The 14,149-nt window shown below is 50.7% G+C and carries 8 protein-coding genes and 1 pseudogene; 2 read left to right on the top strand and 7 right to left on the bottom strand.

Annotated features, from left to right (window positions below):
* Nucleotides 1–53: 53 nt before the first annotated feature.
* The 3 genes from Pan54_RS19125 to uvrA all read right to left on the bottom strand — a co-directional run bounded on the left by Pan54_RS19125 (nucleotide 54) and on the right by uvrA (nucleotide 10,262).
* Nucleotides 54–2,393: a polysaccharide biosynthesis tyrosine autokinase gene (locus tag Pan54_RS19125; RefSeq protein ID WP_146505009.1), complete on the bottom strand. Its 2,340-nt coding sequence runs from the start codon at nucleotides 2,391–2,393 to the stop codon at nucleotides 54–56.
* 109 nt (nucleotides 2,394–2,502) lie between these two features.
* Entirely contained in the window at nucleotides 2,503–3,462 is a 960-nt protein-coding gene (locus Pan54_RS19130) for an SDR family oxidoreductase (RefSeq protein WP_146505010.1), read from the bottom strand.
* 416 nt (nucleotides 3,463–3,878) lie between these two features.
* The gene (uvrA, locus tag Pan54_RS19135) at nucleotides 3,879–10,262 is read right to left on the bottom strand and encodes an excinuclease ABC subunit UvrA (RefSeq protein WP_146505011.1); all 6,384 of its coding nucleotides are present in this window, start codon (nucleotides 10,260–10,262) and stop codon (nucleotides 3,879–3,881) included.
* Between the two features lie 401 nt (nucleotides 10,263–10,663).
* Between uvrA and Pan54_RS19140 the strand changes: the two genes are divergently transcribed.
* Nucleotides 10,664–10,918, top strand: a complete 255-nt coding sequence (locus Pan54_RS19140; RefSeq protein ID WP_207310178.1) for a type II toxin-antitoxin system HicA family toxin — start codon at nucleotides 10,664–10,666, stop codon at nucleotides 10,916–10,918.
* Nucleotides 10,915–11,232 (top strand): annotated as a pseudogene (locus tag Pan54_RS19145) (type II toxin-antitoxin system HicB family antitoxin); the annotation flags it as partial. The gene Pan54_RS19140 and the pseudogene Pan54_RS19145, both read left to right, overlap by 4 nt.
* A 302-nt stretch (nucleotides 11,233–11,534) precedes the next feature.
* Here the strand turns inward: Pan54_RS19145 and Pan54_RS19150 are convergent.
* From Pan54_RS19150 to Pan54_RS19160, 4 genes are all read right to left on the bottom strand, one after another.
* On the bottom strand, nucleotides 11,535–11,858 hold the full coding sequence (locus Pan54_RS19150; protein WP_146505012.1) for a hypothetical protein: 324 nt from the start codon (nucleotides 11,856–11,858) through the stop codon (nucleotides 11,535–11,537).
* Nucleotides 11,859–12,133: 275 nt separating this feature from the next.
* Complete coding sequence (locus Pan54_RS19155) at nucleotides 12,134–12,601, bottom strand: hypothetical protein (protein ID WP_146505013.1); 468 nt, start codon at nucleotides 12,599–12,601, stop codon at nucleotides 12,134–12,136.
* Between the two features lie 128 nt (nucleotides 12,602–12,729).
* On the bottom strand, nucleotides 12,730–12,858 hold the full coding sequence (locus Pan54_RS26610; RefSeq protein ID WP_261343185.1) for a hypothetical protein: 129 nt from the start codon (nucleotides 12,856–12,858) through the stop codon (nucleotides 12,730–12,732).
* Nucleotides 12,859–13,059: 201 nt separating this feature from the next.
* Entirely contained in the window at nucleotides 13,060–13,956 is an 897-nt protein-coding gene (locus tag Pan54_RS19160; protein ID WP_146506496.1) for a DUF58 domain-containing protein, read from the bottom strand.
* Nucleotides 13,957–14,149 lie beyond the last annotated feature (193 nt).

The raw sequence follows: 14,149 nt of genomic DNA on the forward strand, positions 1-14,149 counted from the left end.
CGGTCTAAGCCAGTGGAGCACAAATCGAATTCCCTTAACTCGGCAACATTATTTTAGCTCGGAATGACGGCTTGAGTCGGTGCGAGGAATTCGGGCATGTCGTTGGTTTGCTGATATGGTGACTTTTTATCGTACCCGCCGCCGTAGCCGCCGCGGTATTGATAGTCACCTGAACCATCCTGCAATCCATTGGCGATCACGCCGAGCAATGGAATCTCGTGAGCTTCGAATATTTCGAGAGCCCGCTTGACGGAAGGCCGTCGGTTTTTGTGCAGCCGAACGATCAGCATGACCGTATCGACCGATTGAGCAGTGATACAAGGATCGCTGACCGCCAGCACAGGTGGGCTATCGACCAGAACAAAATCGTATTCTCGTTTCGCCTGACCGAGCAGATAATGCAGCTTCGATGACGATAGCAACTCGGCTGGTTTGGCTGGGATTGAACCTGCAGACAGGATATCCAGATTCTCGATCCTGGAATCCTGAACCGCGTTGGCCATTTCAATTTCGCCAGACAGACACTCGCTCAAGCCAATCTCCTCCCGCATCCCAAAGAGTTGATGCACCATCGGCTTTCGCAAGTCGGCATCAATCAGCAATACACGTTTGCCAGCCTGAGCGATGGAAATTGCCAGATTGGAAATGGTTGTCGTTTTTCCATCTCCCGGTTCGGAACTGGTGAACTGTATGATATGGGCATCAACGTCAGCAGCCCGGACGAAGAACGTCGCACGAACCGAACGGCAGGCTTCCGCTTCTGGAGAGCCGGGATCGTGATAGTAGTACAACATCGGTGCGAGCCCGGTTTCGCGAGCCGCCTGCAGGTTTTTGGCGGGGTTGGCGATGGAAGGCAGCGTTCCGAGTATTGGCGTGTCGACAATGGCTCGCAGGTCGGCCAGACTCTTGAGTGATGTATCCCGCATTTCCCGCAGGAACAGGAAGGCGTAGGTTGACATCAATGTCATAACGAGACAGCCCCCGACAATTTTAATCACATGCTTAATATCCGGCTCGGCTCGGCTGGGTGAAATCTGCGTCAATTGATACCCTTCATCTGATGCCAGGCTGAGAACTTCGACACGATTGGCGACGATATCGTGCAGCGATTTAATCCGCTTGAGTTCATCGCTCAGGGTTTGCTCGCGTTCTTCGTATTGTGCAAAATCTTTGGCCTGATCGGCTGAACGATCGAACAGTTTCTGCAGTTCGCCAATACGGTTTTTTAATTCCGCCTGCTGCTGTTCAAGAGCCACAACGTAAGTGGCTATCGGATCATTTCCAGTGACCAGTTCCGGCTCTCCGGTTACAGGATTGACTTTTGTCGTCATTGTCGGCAAGTCGATTCCCATCTGGCGGTAGTAGGATTTCACCAGATCGATTCGTTTCCGCACATTGATGACATCTGGATGTCCGGATCCATATCGCTTCAATGCAGTTTGTTCTTCAAGCAGGAGAGGAATCAGCTGACTGTCGAGCTGTTGACGCTCGGTCGCTCCGGAAACCACTGTTTGAGAATTTGACGTCTGATCTTTCTGCAGGAATGTTTTGACGAGCAGCATCAACGCTTCATGAGATTCCCCGCGTTCGATCGCCGCTTTGAGTGTCGAAAGTCGAGACGAGATTTCCTCGTAGAGTAATTCAACCTTCACACGCTCGGTGGCAATCGCATCGACTCGCTGATGATGAATGTTGGTGACATTGTTCGGACCTTTATCGGCTCCTGCAGGTGCCTTCCAGACGAGTGGTGCACTGCGACGAAACTCATGATACTCTTTAGTCTTGGCTGCCAGGCGAGGTGACAAATCGTTATTAATCTGTTCAAGCAGAGTCTGCAATTCCGAGTGATTTTTTTGGGCATCGTCCTTGAGATAATCATCGTAGGCTTTGATGATCCCATTTAAAATCGCGGTGGCGTCTTTCGATTTTGAAGTGGTGTATTGCAGGTTGAGAATGTTGAGTTGATGATGGTCTTCCCCTGCGGTTCGAGTGACTTTCAAACTGTCAATGATATCACGGGCAGGCTCAGTGCTACCTGCCAGAGTCGCCAGCTGATCCAAATGGGAGTCGCGGACGGCTCGTTCGACGACTTTCGGGCTGCGAATGATTTCCACGTGTGCACTTCGCTCACCGACAATCACACGATTGCCGCCCTCTCGAATTTCGACCGGATTCTTCAGCTTGACCAGAATCTGGGATGAGGCTGTGTATTTGGGGCCGAGAATCTTATATGCAAAAATCCCCAGACCAATTCCGGCAACTGCCGCAATGCCGAGGATAACAACATTTTTCAATGCCAGCTTGACCAGATCGATAGCCGGCTCATCGGCTTTGATGAGTGGATGACCATGGACAGCATCGGCGTTGTTGGAGTTTTTATCGGAAGATGGCATCACAGGATTCGCTTTCGAGTGAATTTAATGTGCTAACGTATTGTTGAGTTCGCAGGGTGGCGGGGGCGCTCCACAAAGTGGAAGCCCCCGAGTATTTCATCTCATACGGTTATCTGACAGAGATTTTTTGTTCTTCCAGAACATCCCGATACGCATGCAAGGTTTCACGCAATCCATCCCGGAATGAAACTTCCGGGTGAAAACCGAGGTCTCGTGTAGTGGCGGAAATGTCAGCCCAGGAATGCAGAATGTCTCCGTTTCGTGGAGCTACGAAATCCGGTGCAAAACGGACGTCGAGCAAATCACAAATCTGCTTGAGCATTTCTCCCACGCCGATCCGCTCACCGGAAGCGACGTTATAAACATTCCCCGAAACTCCCGGAACGGTCGCAGCCAACAGATTGGCTTGCACGACATTTCCAACATACACGAAGTCGCGGGACTGACTTCCATCTCCGAAGATTTTCGGCGTTCGACCATCCAGCAGAGCTGTGACAAACAAAGGGATGACAGCTGAGTAAGGGCTATTCGGATCCTGTCGCGGACCAAACACGTTGAAGTATCTCAGGCGAACCGTTTCGAGATCGTAGCAATGAGCAAACGATTCGCAATACAACTCACCAGCCAGCTTTGCAGCCGCATAGGGCGATAATGTTTGCGGAACATGATCTTCCACTTTGGGCATTTGTGGGCGATCGCCGTAGGCACTGCTTGAACCTGCATAGACGACGCGACGCACACCTGCACGGCGAGCAGCGTCAAGCACATTCAAAGTTCCCGTCGCGCAGACATCATGCACTTCATCCGGCTTTTCAATGCTCAGGGGGACGGATGCCAGTGCAGCCTGATGAATGATCACTTCACACCCGGTGGCCGCTTTCAGAACCGCATCGCGATCCCGAACATCACCTTCGATGAATTCGAATTTACCCGGGATCGCATCCAGATTTCTCTGATGGCCAGTGCTCAGATTATCGAAGACACGCACCTCATGACCATCCAGAACCAGACGGCTGGCGATGTGCGATCCGATAAACCCGGCTGCTCCCGTCACAAGATATTTCGACATGAAACTCACTTTCCCTTTTCGGCATCGTTAAATTGAGAACCACTTGTGATGGCACAATCGTTGCAAGTTCAGGAGTGGCGGAGGCGCTCCATTTTAGTGGAAGCCTCCCGATGTTCTGCATTCGGGGGCTTCTCTGCGAGAGCGCCCCCGCCACCCAGTTCAGGGTATTCAGCAACGAAGTGCGTACGATGACACAATGGTTAATGTCAAACCCTAGCTTTGAAATCAAAGCAGCGTGGTGAATTTTTGAAACGGATTAGATTTCACCACGCGGAAAAAGCCGAGCAATCGGCAGGAGCGGAATTTTCGACAGTATCGATTACGTAGATCAAACCCTGTACGGCTCTGTGGCCCTGCATTCCCGGAGATCAAGATACTCATCGGGAGCGATGCAACAAGTGATCTCTTTCCGATCCTTATTCCATTGCATAAGTGATTAAATCCTGAAAGCTATAATCTTCAATTTGCTGAATATCATTAAAATGAAATATCAGCAGGGAATCGACACCCGATGCCTGAACTTTTTGTGATCCTGGGATCTGCCCAAAGTATTCGAGAAATTCGTCGTCAACGTCATCTTTCCAAAATATTTCGAGAATGAGATGTCTGGGATCATTCGTTTTGATTCGCATGAGTGGCGGATCGCCTTCAACCAGGCCATAACCATTATCGACCACTTGTATGTCGTGAGGGCGAATCCAGTCAAACTCCATTTCGAATTCTTCTTCGAATAGATTGACCAGCAACAACAGCAACTCCGCATCCCACTTCGGCTTTGTCATCGACTTCTGACTCAAATGCCATTCACGGCCATCTTCTTCCCACGGCATCTGTTTGCCGATACGCGGCTGTGCAATACTTTTCGAAATCGTCTTGAGCCGATTCACATTAACGGTTTCGCGTGATTCGCGGGAATTGGATTTCAGAATCGGTTCGAGCAATTCGCCCGTCCATGATCGATTACGAATCGTTTTCGCGGCATCCAGATACTCGGCTTTCTTCTGCAGGCGTTTCGCAGTCGCGACAACATCCTCCGGCGTCCCTTCAGCGACAATCCATCCGCCTCCAGTGCCCGCTTCTGGACCAACATCAATTAGCCAGTCCGCTGTTTTGATCACATCCAGATTGTGCTCGACAATGATGACCGTGTTCCCGCAATCGACTAATCCATTAATGACCTTGAGAAGTTTGGCGATGTCATCAATGTGGAGACCAGTCGTCGGTTCATCGAGAATATAAAGGGTTTCGCCGTGATTCGGACGTGAAAGCTCTGCTGCCAGTTTGATTCGCTGAGACTCTCCGCCCGAAAGAGTGGGGGCGGATTGTCCTAGAGTTAAATAATCGAGGCCAATTTCACAAAGGACTTTCAATGGCGCGAAAATCTTCGGCACATGCACAAATAACTCGGCTGCCTGAGCAATCGAAAGTTCGAGGACATCGGAAATGTTGTGGCCATTGAATTCGATGGTCAGTGTTTGTTCGTTGAAGCGTTTGCCTCGGCAAGCCGGACATTCGACCCAGACATCCGGCAGGAAATGCATTTCGATACACTGCTGTCCCAGTCCCGTACATTCTTCACAGCGACCACCAGGAACATTAAAACTGAAACGCCCCTGCGCGAAGCGTTTCTTTTTCGCTTCCGGCAATTTGCTGAACAGATCGCGTATGTGATCGAACACGCCGACATAGGTTGCCGGGCAGGATGCGGGAGTATTTCCGATGGGCTGCTGATCGACGAGGATCACTTTGCGGAAGTGATCCAGCCCATGAATCTGCTGATGCACGCCCGGCGTTTCCCCACTGTAATGAATGGCCCTGCGGGCGGCTCGCGCCAGTGTATCCATAATCAGAGAACTTTTGCCCGATCCGGAAACACCCGTCACACAAGTGAGTGCACCAATCGGTATTCGCACATCAACATTTCGCAAATTATGATGCTTAGCTCCGATGACTTCGATCCAATCTCCCCCAACCTTCTTGCGGGAATGACCATTCATTTCATGAACGGATCTGCGATCAGCAGGAACGGGAATTTCCAGCCGGTTCGCCAGATAGCCGCCCGTCAATGAGTTTTTATCGGAGGTGATTTTCTTTGGAGTTCCCTGAGCAACAATCTTACCTCCGAGTCGACCCGCAGCTGGACCAAAATCGAAAATCCGATCAGCCTCGGCAATGATGTCTCGATCATGCTCGACCAGGATGATTGTATTGCCCAAGTCTCGCAATTGTTTAAGCGCACTGTTGAGACGATGATTATCGCGAGGATGCAGGCCAATCGTCGGCTCATCCAGAACATATAAAACGCCAGTCAATGAACGCCCCAGTTGACCCGCCAGGCGAATCCGCTGACTTTCCCCGCCTGAAAGAGTGGGCATGCCACGATCGAGATTGAGATAATCGAGACCGACATCAATCAGAAACTTGAGCCGATGCTCGGCTTCTTCCACCAGATCGCCAGCAATCTTCTTCTCCTCTTTGTTCAGTTTTAGACTTTTGACAAACTCATAGGCACTGTTTAATGGCTGTCGACACAACTGCGGAAGCGTGAGGCGTTCGAGCCGCATGTTCGCCGCATCTTCGCGAAGTCTGCTCCCCTGACACTGAGAACAATCCTGCTCGCCGAGTTGATCGTACAAGGCGCGACGATAATCGTATGACATGCGCGAGGCTTCGTGCAGGCCGGGGAAGAGACCTTTGTACTTCACGGTCAACCCCGGTTGATTCGGGATCGAGATTTCCTGATCGGAACCGTAGTAGAGTATTCGCTGCTGTTTCGGCGTCAGTTCAACAAAAGGAACATCGATTGGAATCCCGTAAGCCTGTGACATCCCTTCCAGAAAGTTTCGGAATTGGGGATGCGTCTGCGGGTCCGGCCAGGCCGAGACCGCTCCATCGAGCAGCGAGCGGGAGGAGTCGGCGATGATCGCTGACTGACTGACCCCTTCTTCGATGCCCAGGCCTTCGCAATAATCGCACCAGCCGAGACTGCTGTTGAATGAGAAATTCTGAGGCACAAGTTGTTCGAATGATCGACCACAACTCGAACAACTGTAGTGGACACTGAACTCACGCGTCGGCCACTTCGGTTCGGGCAAGTCTTCATCAACAAGTACGAGCTTAATATGACCGTGACCAAAACCGAGACCGACCTCAACAGATTCGGCAATACGACTGCGGCCTGCTTTTGAGGATTTGATCGCAATTCGGTCAATCACCACATCCAGTTGATGTCGGGCTTTATGATCGAGTTTCGGCACAGCATCAAGAGAATGGGTTTCACCATTAATGCGGACGCGGGAATATCCTTGATTATTCAACGACTCCCACAGACTGTCGAACGTCTGCCCTTTGGGCAATTCAACCGCTGCGGTGATTAAGGCTTTACTTTTATCAGGGGATTCCAGAACCTGATTGACAATATCATCAACTGTCTGCTGTGTGACTGGAATTTCGCAATCTGGACAGTAAAGGGTTCCGAGTCGTGTGTAGAGGACGCGGAGATAATCATAAATTTCCGTGACGGTGCCGACCGTGGAACGGGGCGTCGCTCCGACGGTTTTCTGTTCGATGGCGATGGAAGGCGAAAGTCCCTGAATCTGGCTCACCTTCGGCTTCGGCATCTGCCCCAGAAACTGCCGGGCGTAAGCCGAAAGCGATTCGACATAACGTCGTTGGCCTTCCGCATAAAGGGTGTCCATCGCCAATGACGTTTTGCCGGAACCACTCGGGCCAGAAAAAACACTGATGCGATTGCGGGGAATCGCGACATCGACATCCTGCAAATTGTGCTGTCGGGCTCCGCGAATCGTGATCTGTTTCGAGATCTGCCGCAGTTCGGCTGCCGTCAGTTTGTGACCATTGCTGCGATTATTGGCTTTTTTCTTGCGGGCTTTCGTTTTCACATCCGGCAGCGAGGCAATCAGCGAACGTCCCGTGTAGGACTTCGCATTTTTGGCAACCGTTTCCGGTGTCCCAGCCACAACAATCTCTCCACCACCTGCTCCCCCTTCGGGGCCAAGGTCGATCACCCAGTCTGCAGTTTTGATGACATCGAGATGATGCTCGATGACGACGACTGTGTTTCCCTGCTCGCAGAACTGATGTAAGACTTCGAGCAGTTTTTTGACATCGTGAAAATGGAGTCCAGTTGTCGGTTCATCGAGGAGATAAAGCGTTTTGCCGGTCGAACGTTTCCCGAGTTCGCGAGCAAGTTTGATGCGTTGTGCCTCTCCCCCTGAGAGGGTCGGCGAAGGTTGGCCGAGTTTTAGATAATCGAGTCCGACATCGTGTAGTGCTTTGAGGTGCCGATAGATTTTTGGATGATTCTCGAACAATGGCATCGCATCGCCGATTTCCAGATCGAGAACATCGGCGATATTGTGACCCTTGTATTCGATTTCGAGTGTCTCCTGTCGAAATCGTTTTCCTTCACATACCGGACAGGTGACCCACATATCGGCCAGGAAATCCATGTCGAGTTTATTGGCTCCGTGACCTTCACACGCTTCGCAACGACCATCAGCCACATTGAAACTGAATCGGCCCGGTTTGTATCCTCGCAGCTTAGAAGCAGGCAGTTTCGTATAGAGATCGCGAATCAGATCGAATACTTTGACATAAGTCGCAGGATTCGAGCGGGGCGTCCGCCCGATCGGGCTTTGATCGATATCGATCGCTTTATCGATTTCTTCGAGCCCTTCAACCCGTTCGAACTCTCCAGGGTTGCCGTTGCCGCGATTGACATCGCGATTGAGGATTTGCCAGAGAACATCGTTCGTAAGAGAGCTTTTCCCTGAACCGCTCACTCCTGTCACACAGACAAAGCAGCCAAGTGGAATTTCGACATCGACATTTTTCAGATTGTTGTGACGGGCTCCGATAATCTTTAACGCACGTCCCTTGGGACTGCGTCGTTCCTGCGGAATTTCGATCGCCTGAGTGCCAGCCAGATACTGTCCCGTGATGCTGCGTTCGCAGTTGAGGATATCGTCAAAGGAACCAGCCGCGACGACTTCTCCGCCGCGATGCCCCGGCCCGGGTCCGAAGTCGACCACATAGTCGGCTGCCCGCATCGTTTCTTCATCGTGCTCTACGACGACGACGGTGTTCCCCATGTTTTTCAGATTGAGCAGACTGCCGAGCAGCAGGTCGTTATCGCGGGGATGCAATCCGATAGAGGGTTCGTCGAGAATGTAAACGATGCCCGATAAACCGCTGCCGATCTGACCGGCCAGGCGAATTCGCTGACTCTCTCCGCCGGAAAGTGTGGGAGCAGTTCTGGCTAGCGAAAGATATTCGAGTCCGCACTGCAGCAGGAAACTGAGGCGTCCGCGGATTTCTTTCAGGGCATCCTCGGCGATGAGCTGCTGAGTTTCATCGAGTTTGATTTCATTGAAAAACTGATGAGCATCGGCAATCGTCAATTCGCAGACGTCAGTGATACTCAATTCAGAATTTTCGTGCGTCTTGCGGAAGGTTTTGTCAGTCGAGTTCAGCCGCACATTACGAGCCTGCCGATTTAATCGAGTTCCTTCGCAACTCGTACAGGGAGTTGTCTCCATATATTTTTCGAGTTGGCGTTTCCGCATCGGATTCTTAGCGGTGCGGTAACTGTCGAGCAGTTCGCCAATGAAACCCGAGAATTTGCCGTAATGGCTGAGGAAGCGTTTTCCGTATGTGGAAGCGGAATAAAACTCACGGTCACCCAAGCCATAAAGCATCAACTTCTGAGCTTCTTCAGGGAGTTTTTTCCAGGCGGTTTTGATAATCGAGCCCTCGGTCAACTCAAGTTGACTTTCAACAATTCGGGCAGCTCCCCGGTATCGATTCTTCTTCGCCTTGCCAACTTTGCCAAACGAGCCGATCAGGGGAATGGCGCCTCTGCTGATCGACTTACCAGGCTCCGTCACAATTTTATCGACTTCAAAATCGAACCGTTCACCCAGGCCGTTGCAATCGGGGCACATGCCGATCGGACTGTTGAAGCTGAACAACTGCGGCGAAGGGGGCTCGTAACTCATGCCACTTTCCGGGCAGGAGTATTGTGCACTGAAGAGCCGTTCGACTGGTGCGGCTTTCGGCTCGGTCACAATTCCAATAAGCCGTCCGTTGCCGAGCTTGAGGGCGGCTTCGACACTTTCTGCAAATTGAGTCCGACCATCAGTGCCGATCGTCACCTGCCCGATGACGAGATCGATCGTATGCTTGTAGTTTTTTCGCAATGTCGGCGGCTCATTCAACGTGTGAAATTCGCCATCCGTGCGTGCCTGCAGATAACCCCGTTTTCGTAAATCTTCGAACAGATCGCGAAACTCTCCTTTCTGCTGTTGAACGAGCGGAGCAAGAATCTGCAGTTCGGTTTTGGGCGGATAGGTGAGCAGCGTATCGATAATCTGATCACTCGTTTGAGCCCGAATCGGCAAACCGGAAACGTAGCAGTATCCTTGGCCAACGCGGGCATAGAGGATGCGCAGATAATCGTAAATCTCGGTGATGGTGCCGACGGTACTCCTCGGATTGCGGCCGGTCACTTTCTGTTGAATCGCAATACAGGGAGCAAGCCCACTGACCATATCGACATTCGGCTTGGGCAGTTGCCCCATGAACTGCCGGGCGTAGGTTGAAAGCGATTCGATATACCGCCGCTGCCCTTCGGCGTACAACGTATCAAACGCAAGCGAACTCTTTCCAGAGCCGCTCACGCCAGTCATGACAATCAGTTTATTTTTCGGCAGTGTGACCGAGACATCCTGCAGATTATGTTCTCGTGCTCCACGAATCACAATTTCATTTTTCGCCATCGATACTGCCGTACCCTCATCCTGTGAGTCAAAACTGAAAACTTTAGGTTTAAGGGGGATTATAGGTGTTCGGGAGTGTCAGACAATCTGGACAGAGAGAATTCGAGGGGAGTGGGGGAGATATCAGCAAAAGTAAATGCGACTGAGTGCTGGTTACTATTGTTATGAAGCGACGATGGACGCGGATAAACGCAGATTTTTTGCATGGAATGGAGTTGCGGAAGTTGCGGTATTCAAATGACATGTCGGAATAGTCTGGTCGGATGCTTGCTTGTCCCATCTTTGAATCTGGTCATAATAGCCACTGGTGAATAAGCGACTAAACAATCATGATGCGGGTGTACTGACTACAGAGACGCACCTTGACGACAGTATCACCCAGTGATACTATGGAAATTGGCATGGGACCCAAACATCGACGCACCCTGGCAGCAGTTTTCGAGGATCCGGTCAGGTCGAATATTGTCTGGCGGGATATTGAAGCGATGCTCAAGTCGACTGGTGCCGAAATTACCGAAGGGGCAGGATCAAGAGTGCGGATCGCCCTGAATGGAGTCCGCGCCATCTTTCATCGACCACACCCACAGAAAGAAACCGACAAGGGAGCCGTCAAATCCATGAGGCGGTTCCTGACAGAATCGGGAGTCACTCCATGATGGAATACAAAGGCTACATCGGCAAAGTTGAGTTCGATGACCAAGCGGAGATTTTCCACGGGGAAATCATCAACACTCGCGACGTGATTACATTCCAGGGCCAGAGTGTCGTTGAGTTGAGCAAAGCGTTTCGTGAATCGATCGATGACTACCTTGCATTCTGCACCGAGCGTGGTGAGTCTCCCGACAAGCCATTTTCCGGACAGTTTGTCACCCGAATTCCGCCTGAATTGCACCGCCAGATTAACATTGCAGCTGCCTTGGCTGGAAAGAGCCTCAATGCGTTCGTCACAGAACAATTGCAGGCAGCCATTCAGATGATTGGTGGGAGCAGGAAGGATACTTCGAAAATAAAGAAGAAAAAAGCAGCCAAGACTTCATCTCGAAAGAAGAAAGATATTGAACAACGTGCTTAACACCGGTCAATAACGCTCTGAGATTCGCCGATGTTTTTTTCGATGCTATTCATGCCACAACCCCACCGTAAGTGAAATTCATCCCTCAGATGACAGTGAGATCTGGAACTCCAGCGGGTGTGGATATGAACGGGAATCTATTTACTGCTATTGAACAGCAGTTGATTTCAGTAATACATGTCGATCTGGTTAAAGGTAATTCAACAACAGTCTTGAACAATGAAAATGAAGTTGTCCTGTGAAGAAAAATGATCTGCCTGCCTGGCAAGAAATTGGAGACCTTCGCGTTCGCGCATGAGATCGTCTTGAATATGTAAGCCATAGGCAGCGAATATCGAAAGCGAATCTTCTGGACGATCCTTATCCAAATAGCGTTTCCTGATGTCGGCTCTGACTTGCCGAGCGTATTTTTGATTGAGACAAAAGAGCAGGCGATAACCAGCGGGCAATACCAATAGTCCTTCCCAGGGATTTATTGAGGGTGGTAGCCGAATTCCAAACATTTCCTGTAGGGCGACATCCATCAAGATATCCCACATGGGAATCGTAAAGTGAGACAGAGAATCGACTTGTTGAGATACCCCAAAAGTGTCTCTTGTCTGATCCCGATTTGCTAAATTGCAGCAGTCAAGATGCGTGAGCAGTTGAGAAGTGATTTTGTTGAAGAGTGACCTCCTTGTTTTCAGTGAAGTAAGTAGGATTCGCTAAGAATGTTGCCTAAATGCTAGGAATTACGCTGAAATTTTGGAATTTTGGTAGTCTATCCACTAAGTCGTCGCTTTATTATTGCCAGTGTTTGTCAGGCACCATTCGCATCGTTATGAGGGTCTGATTTGTCAGAAATGCCTGCGGGCAGGAAAAGACAGATGAGTGGAATGAGTGCGGAAGCCAGGCCGAGAATTAAACCAATGCCGAGTGTCGCCTGAGCGGAGAAGATGACCAGCAGCATGGTACTGCTTATCCAGACGACTGGGAAAATCGCCATCCCCCATTTGATAAATTGAGGAAAGGCAAAAGACGGGTTGTTTCTCAACAACTGAATGACACTCGCAGCAATCGAGAGAAAGACCAGAAACCAGAAGGGAATTTTCACGAGAAAAGTGGAGGAACCACTGAAAGCTGAAACATCAACGGTTCCTCCAGCGAATGGAAATCCAATCCCTCGAAAGGTGTTCCCGCTCTCCATTGTCATCCAGGGAAGTCCCAGAGATAGAACGCCGACAAAAATGGCGGATACGAGAGCCGATTTCTTTTGAGGTTCTGTCATGACAACTCCTGTGAGTTTATAAATTGCGAATGAATGGAATTGTGAATGCAGGGTGATAGTCACGCATCATATAATCATATGGGTAGAGTCTGGTTGAAACAAACGTCAACCGATTGGAAGAGTATTGATTAAAGGTTTTTGGACCACACCGTATTATCGTAATTATCGTAAACTTCCAGGGCCTGATTAGCCGAGCGCATTGTTTCGGGATTGAAGGTTTCGCCGTAGTGGATCAAATAGAGAAACCTGGCAATCACTTTGGACTTCTTGCGACGTTCAAGAATTCGGTGGTTTCTCTTCGAGAGCAACCCCGCCACCCGGGTTTGTTAATTTTCCGGTATTCATCTGGAACGCGGTTGAGTGCCATCCACAATATCCTACGGCGAACTGCAGGAGCAAACTCAGCGGACTGGAACTCTCAGCGTCCATGGACAACTATCGGGTGGAGCAGGATGCTCCTAGAAGCGGGCCTGGCGTTGGGAGAGGTATTCGATGAGGGCTTTGTCGAAGCGTTGGCTGGTGTCGATGGGGACGAAGTCGATGCCCATGTTCTGGCAGTCTTTTTTGTACTGGTCGCGAAGAGCCTGCATGGCATCGAGGTAGTCGCGTCGCATGCCGGAGGCGTCGAGTTTCATTTCTTCGTTGGTTTCGGGGTCCCGCAAGGCGACCGAGCCCGAGAAGGGAAATGTCACTTCGGCTTCATCGAGCACGTGAAAGAGAATGACATCATGACCGGCATGGCGGATCATCCGGAGGGAGTGCATGACCGGTTCGGGATCGACGAGGAGATCCGAGAAGAGCATGATCAGACTTTTATGGCGGACCATCGGGGCGAATAATTTCAGGGCTTGAGCGACTTCCGTGGGGCCGGTCGGTTTGGCTTTGGCGAGCAGGGCGAGAATGCTGGCCAGTTGGGTCCGCCTGCTTTTCGCGGGGAGAACGGTCTGCAGTTTTTCGTCAAAAGTGACGAGGCCGACGGGGTCCTGCTGATGGATCATCATGTAAGCCAGCGCGGCTGCCAGAGAAACACTGTATTCGAATTTGGTCAACTGCTGGCGGAAGGTGTAGCCCATGCTCTCGGAGAGATCGAGCATGAGGTAGCCGGTAATGTTGGTCTCGGCCTGATATTTTTTGACGTAATAGCGATCCGTCTTGGCATACACGAGCCAGTCAATATCCTTCGGGTCATCTCCCGTGGAGTAGCGACGATGCTCGCTGAACTCGACACTGAACCCATGAAACGGGCTAGCATGCAATCCGCTGAGAAAGCCTTCGACAATGAACCGCGCCCGTAAGTCGAGCCGAGCGACATTGCGAATGACTTCGGGTTTGAGGTACTGTTCGGCTGTAGGCATTTTTGAAGGTTGCAAGGTTGAAGGTTGAAGGTTGAAGGTTGAATTGTATCCTCAAAGACAGTCTGAGTCGTGTGTAAACTGAAGATTCTTTGTCGAGGTTGAAATTGGAAATCCAAAATTGCACAGTAAATGTAGAAATTTGCGATGCCAAACTTGACTGAAAAAAGATCGCATCAAGCTTTCAGAAGAATTA

The sequence above is a fragment of the Rubinisphaera italica genome, assembly GCF_007859715.1.
Lineage (GTDB): Bacteria > Planctomycetota > Planctomycetia > Planctomycetales > Planctomycetaceae > Rubinisphaera > Rubinisphaera italica.

What these genes read in the sequence shown, in the direction of transcription:
- Pan54_RS19125 (WP_146505009.1), bottom strand. Translation starts at nt 2,393, where the DNA reads ATGCCATCTTCCGATAAAAACTCCAACAACGCCGATGCTGTCCATGGT.
- Pan54_RS19130 (WP_146505010.1), bottom strand. Translation starts at nt 3,462, where the DNA reads ATGTCGAAATATCTTGTGACGGGAGCAGCCGGGTTTATCGGATCGCAC.
- uvrA (WP_146505011.1), bottom strand. Translation starts at nt 10,262, where the DNA reads ATGGCGAAAAATGAAATTGTGATTCGTGGAGCACGAGAACATAATCTG.
- Pan54_RS19140 (WP_207310178.1), top strand. Translation starts at nt 10,664, where the DNA reads ATGGGACCCAAACATCGACGCACCCTGGCAGCAGTTTTCGAGGATCCG.
- Pan54_RS19150 (WP_146505012.1), bottom strand. Translation starts at nt 11,858, where the DNA reads ATGGATGTCGCCCTACAGGAAATGTTTGGAATTCGGCTACCACCCTCA.
- Pan54_RS19155 (WP_146505013.1), bottom strand. Translation starts at nt 12,601, where the DNA reads ATGACAGAACCTCAAAAGAAATCGGCTCTCGTATCCGCCATTTTTGTC.
- Pan54_RS19160 (WP_146506496.1), bottom strand. Translation starts at nt 13,956, where the DNA reads ATGCCTACAGCCGAACAGTACCTCAAACCCGAAGTCATTCGCAATGTC.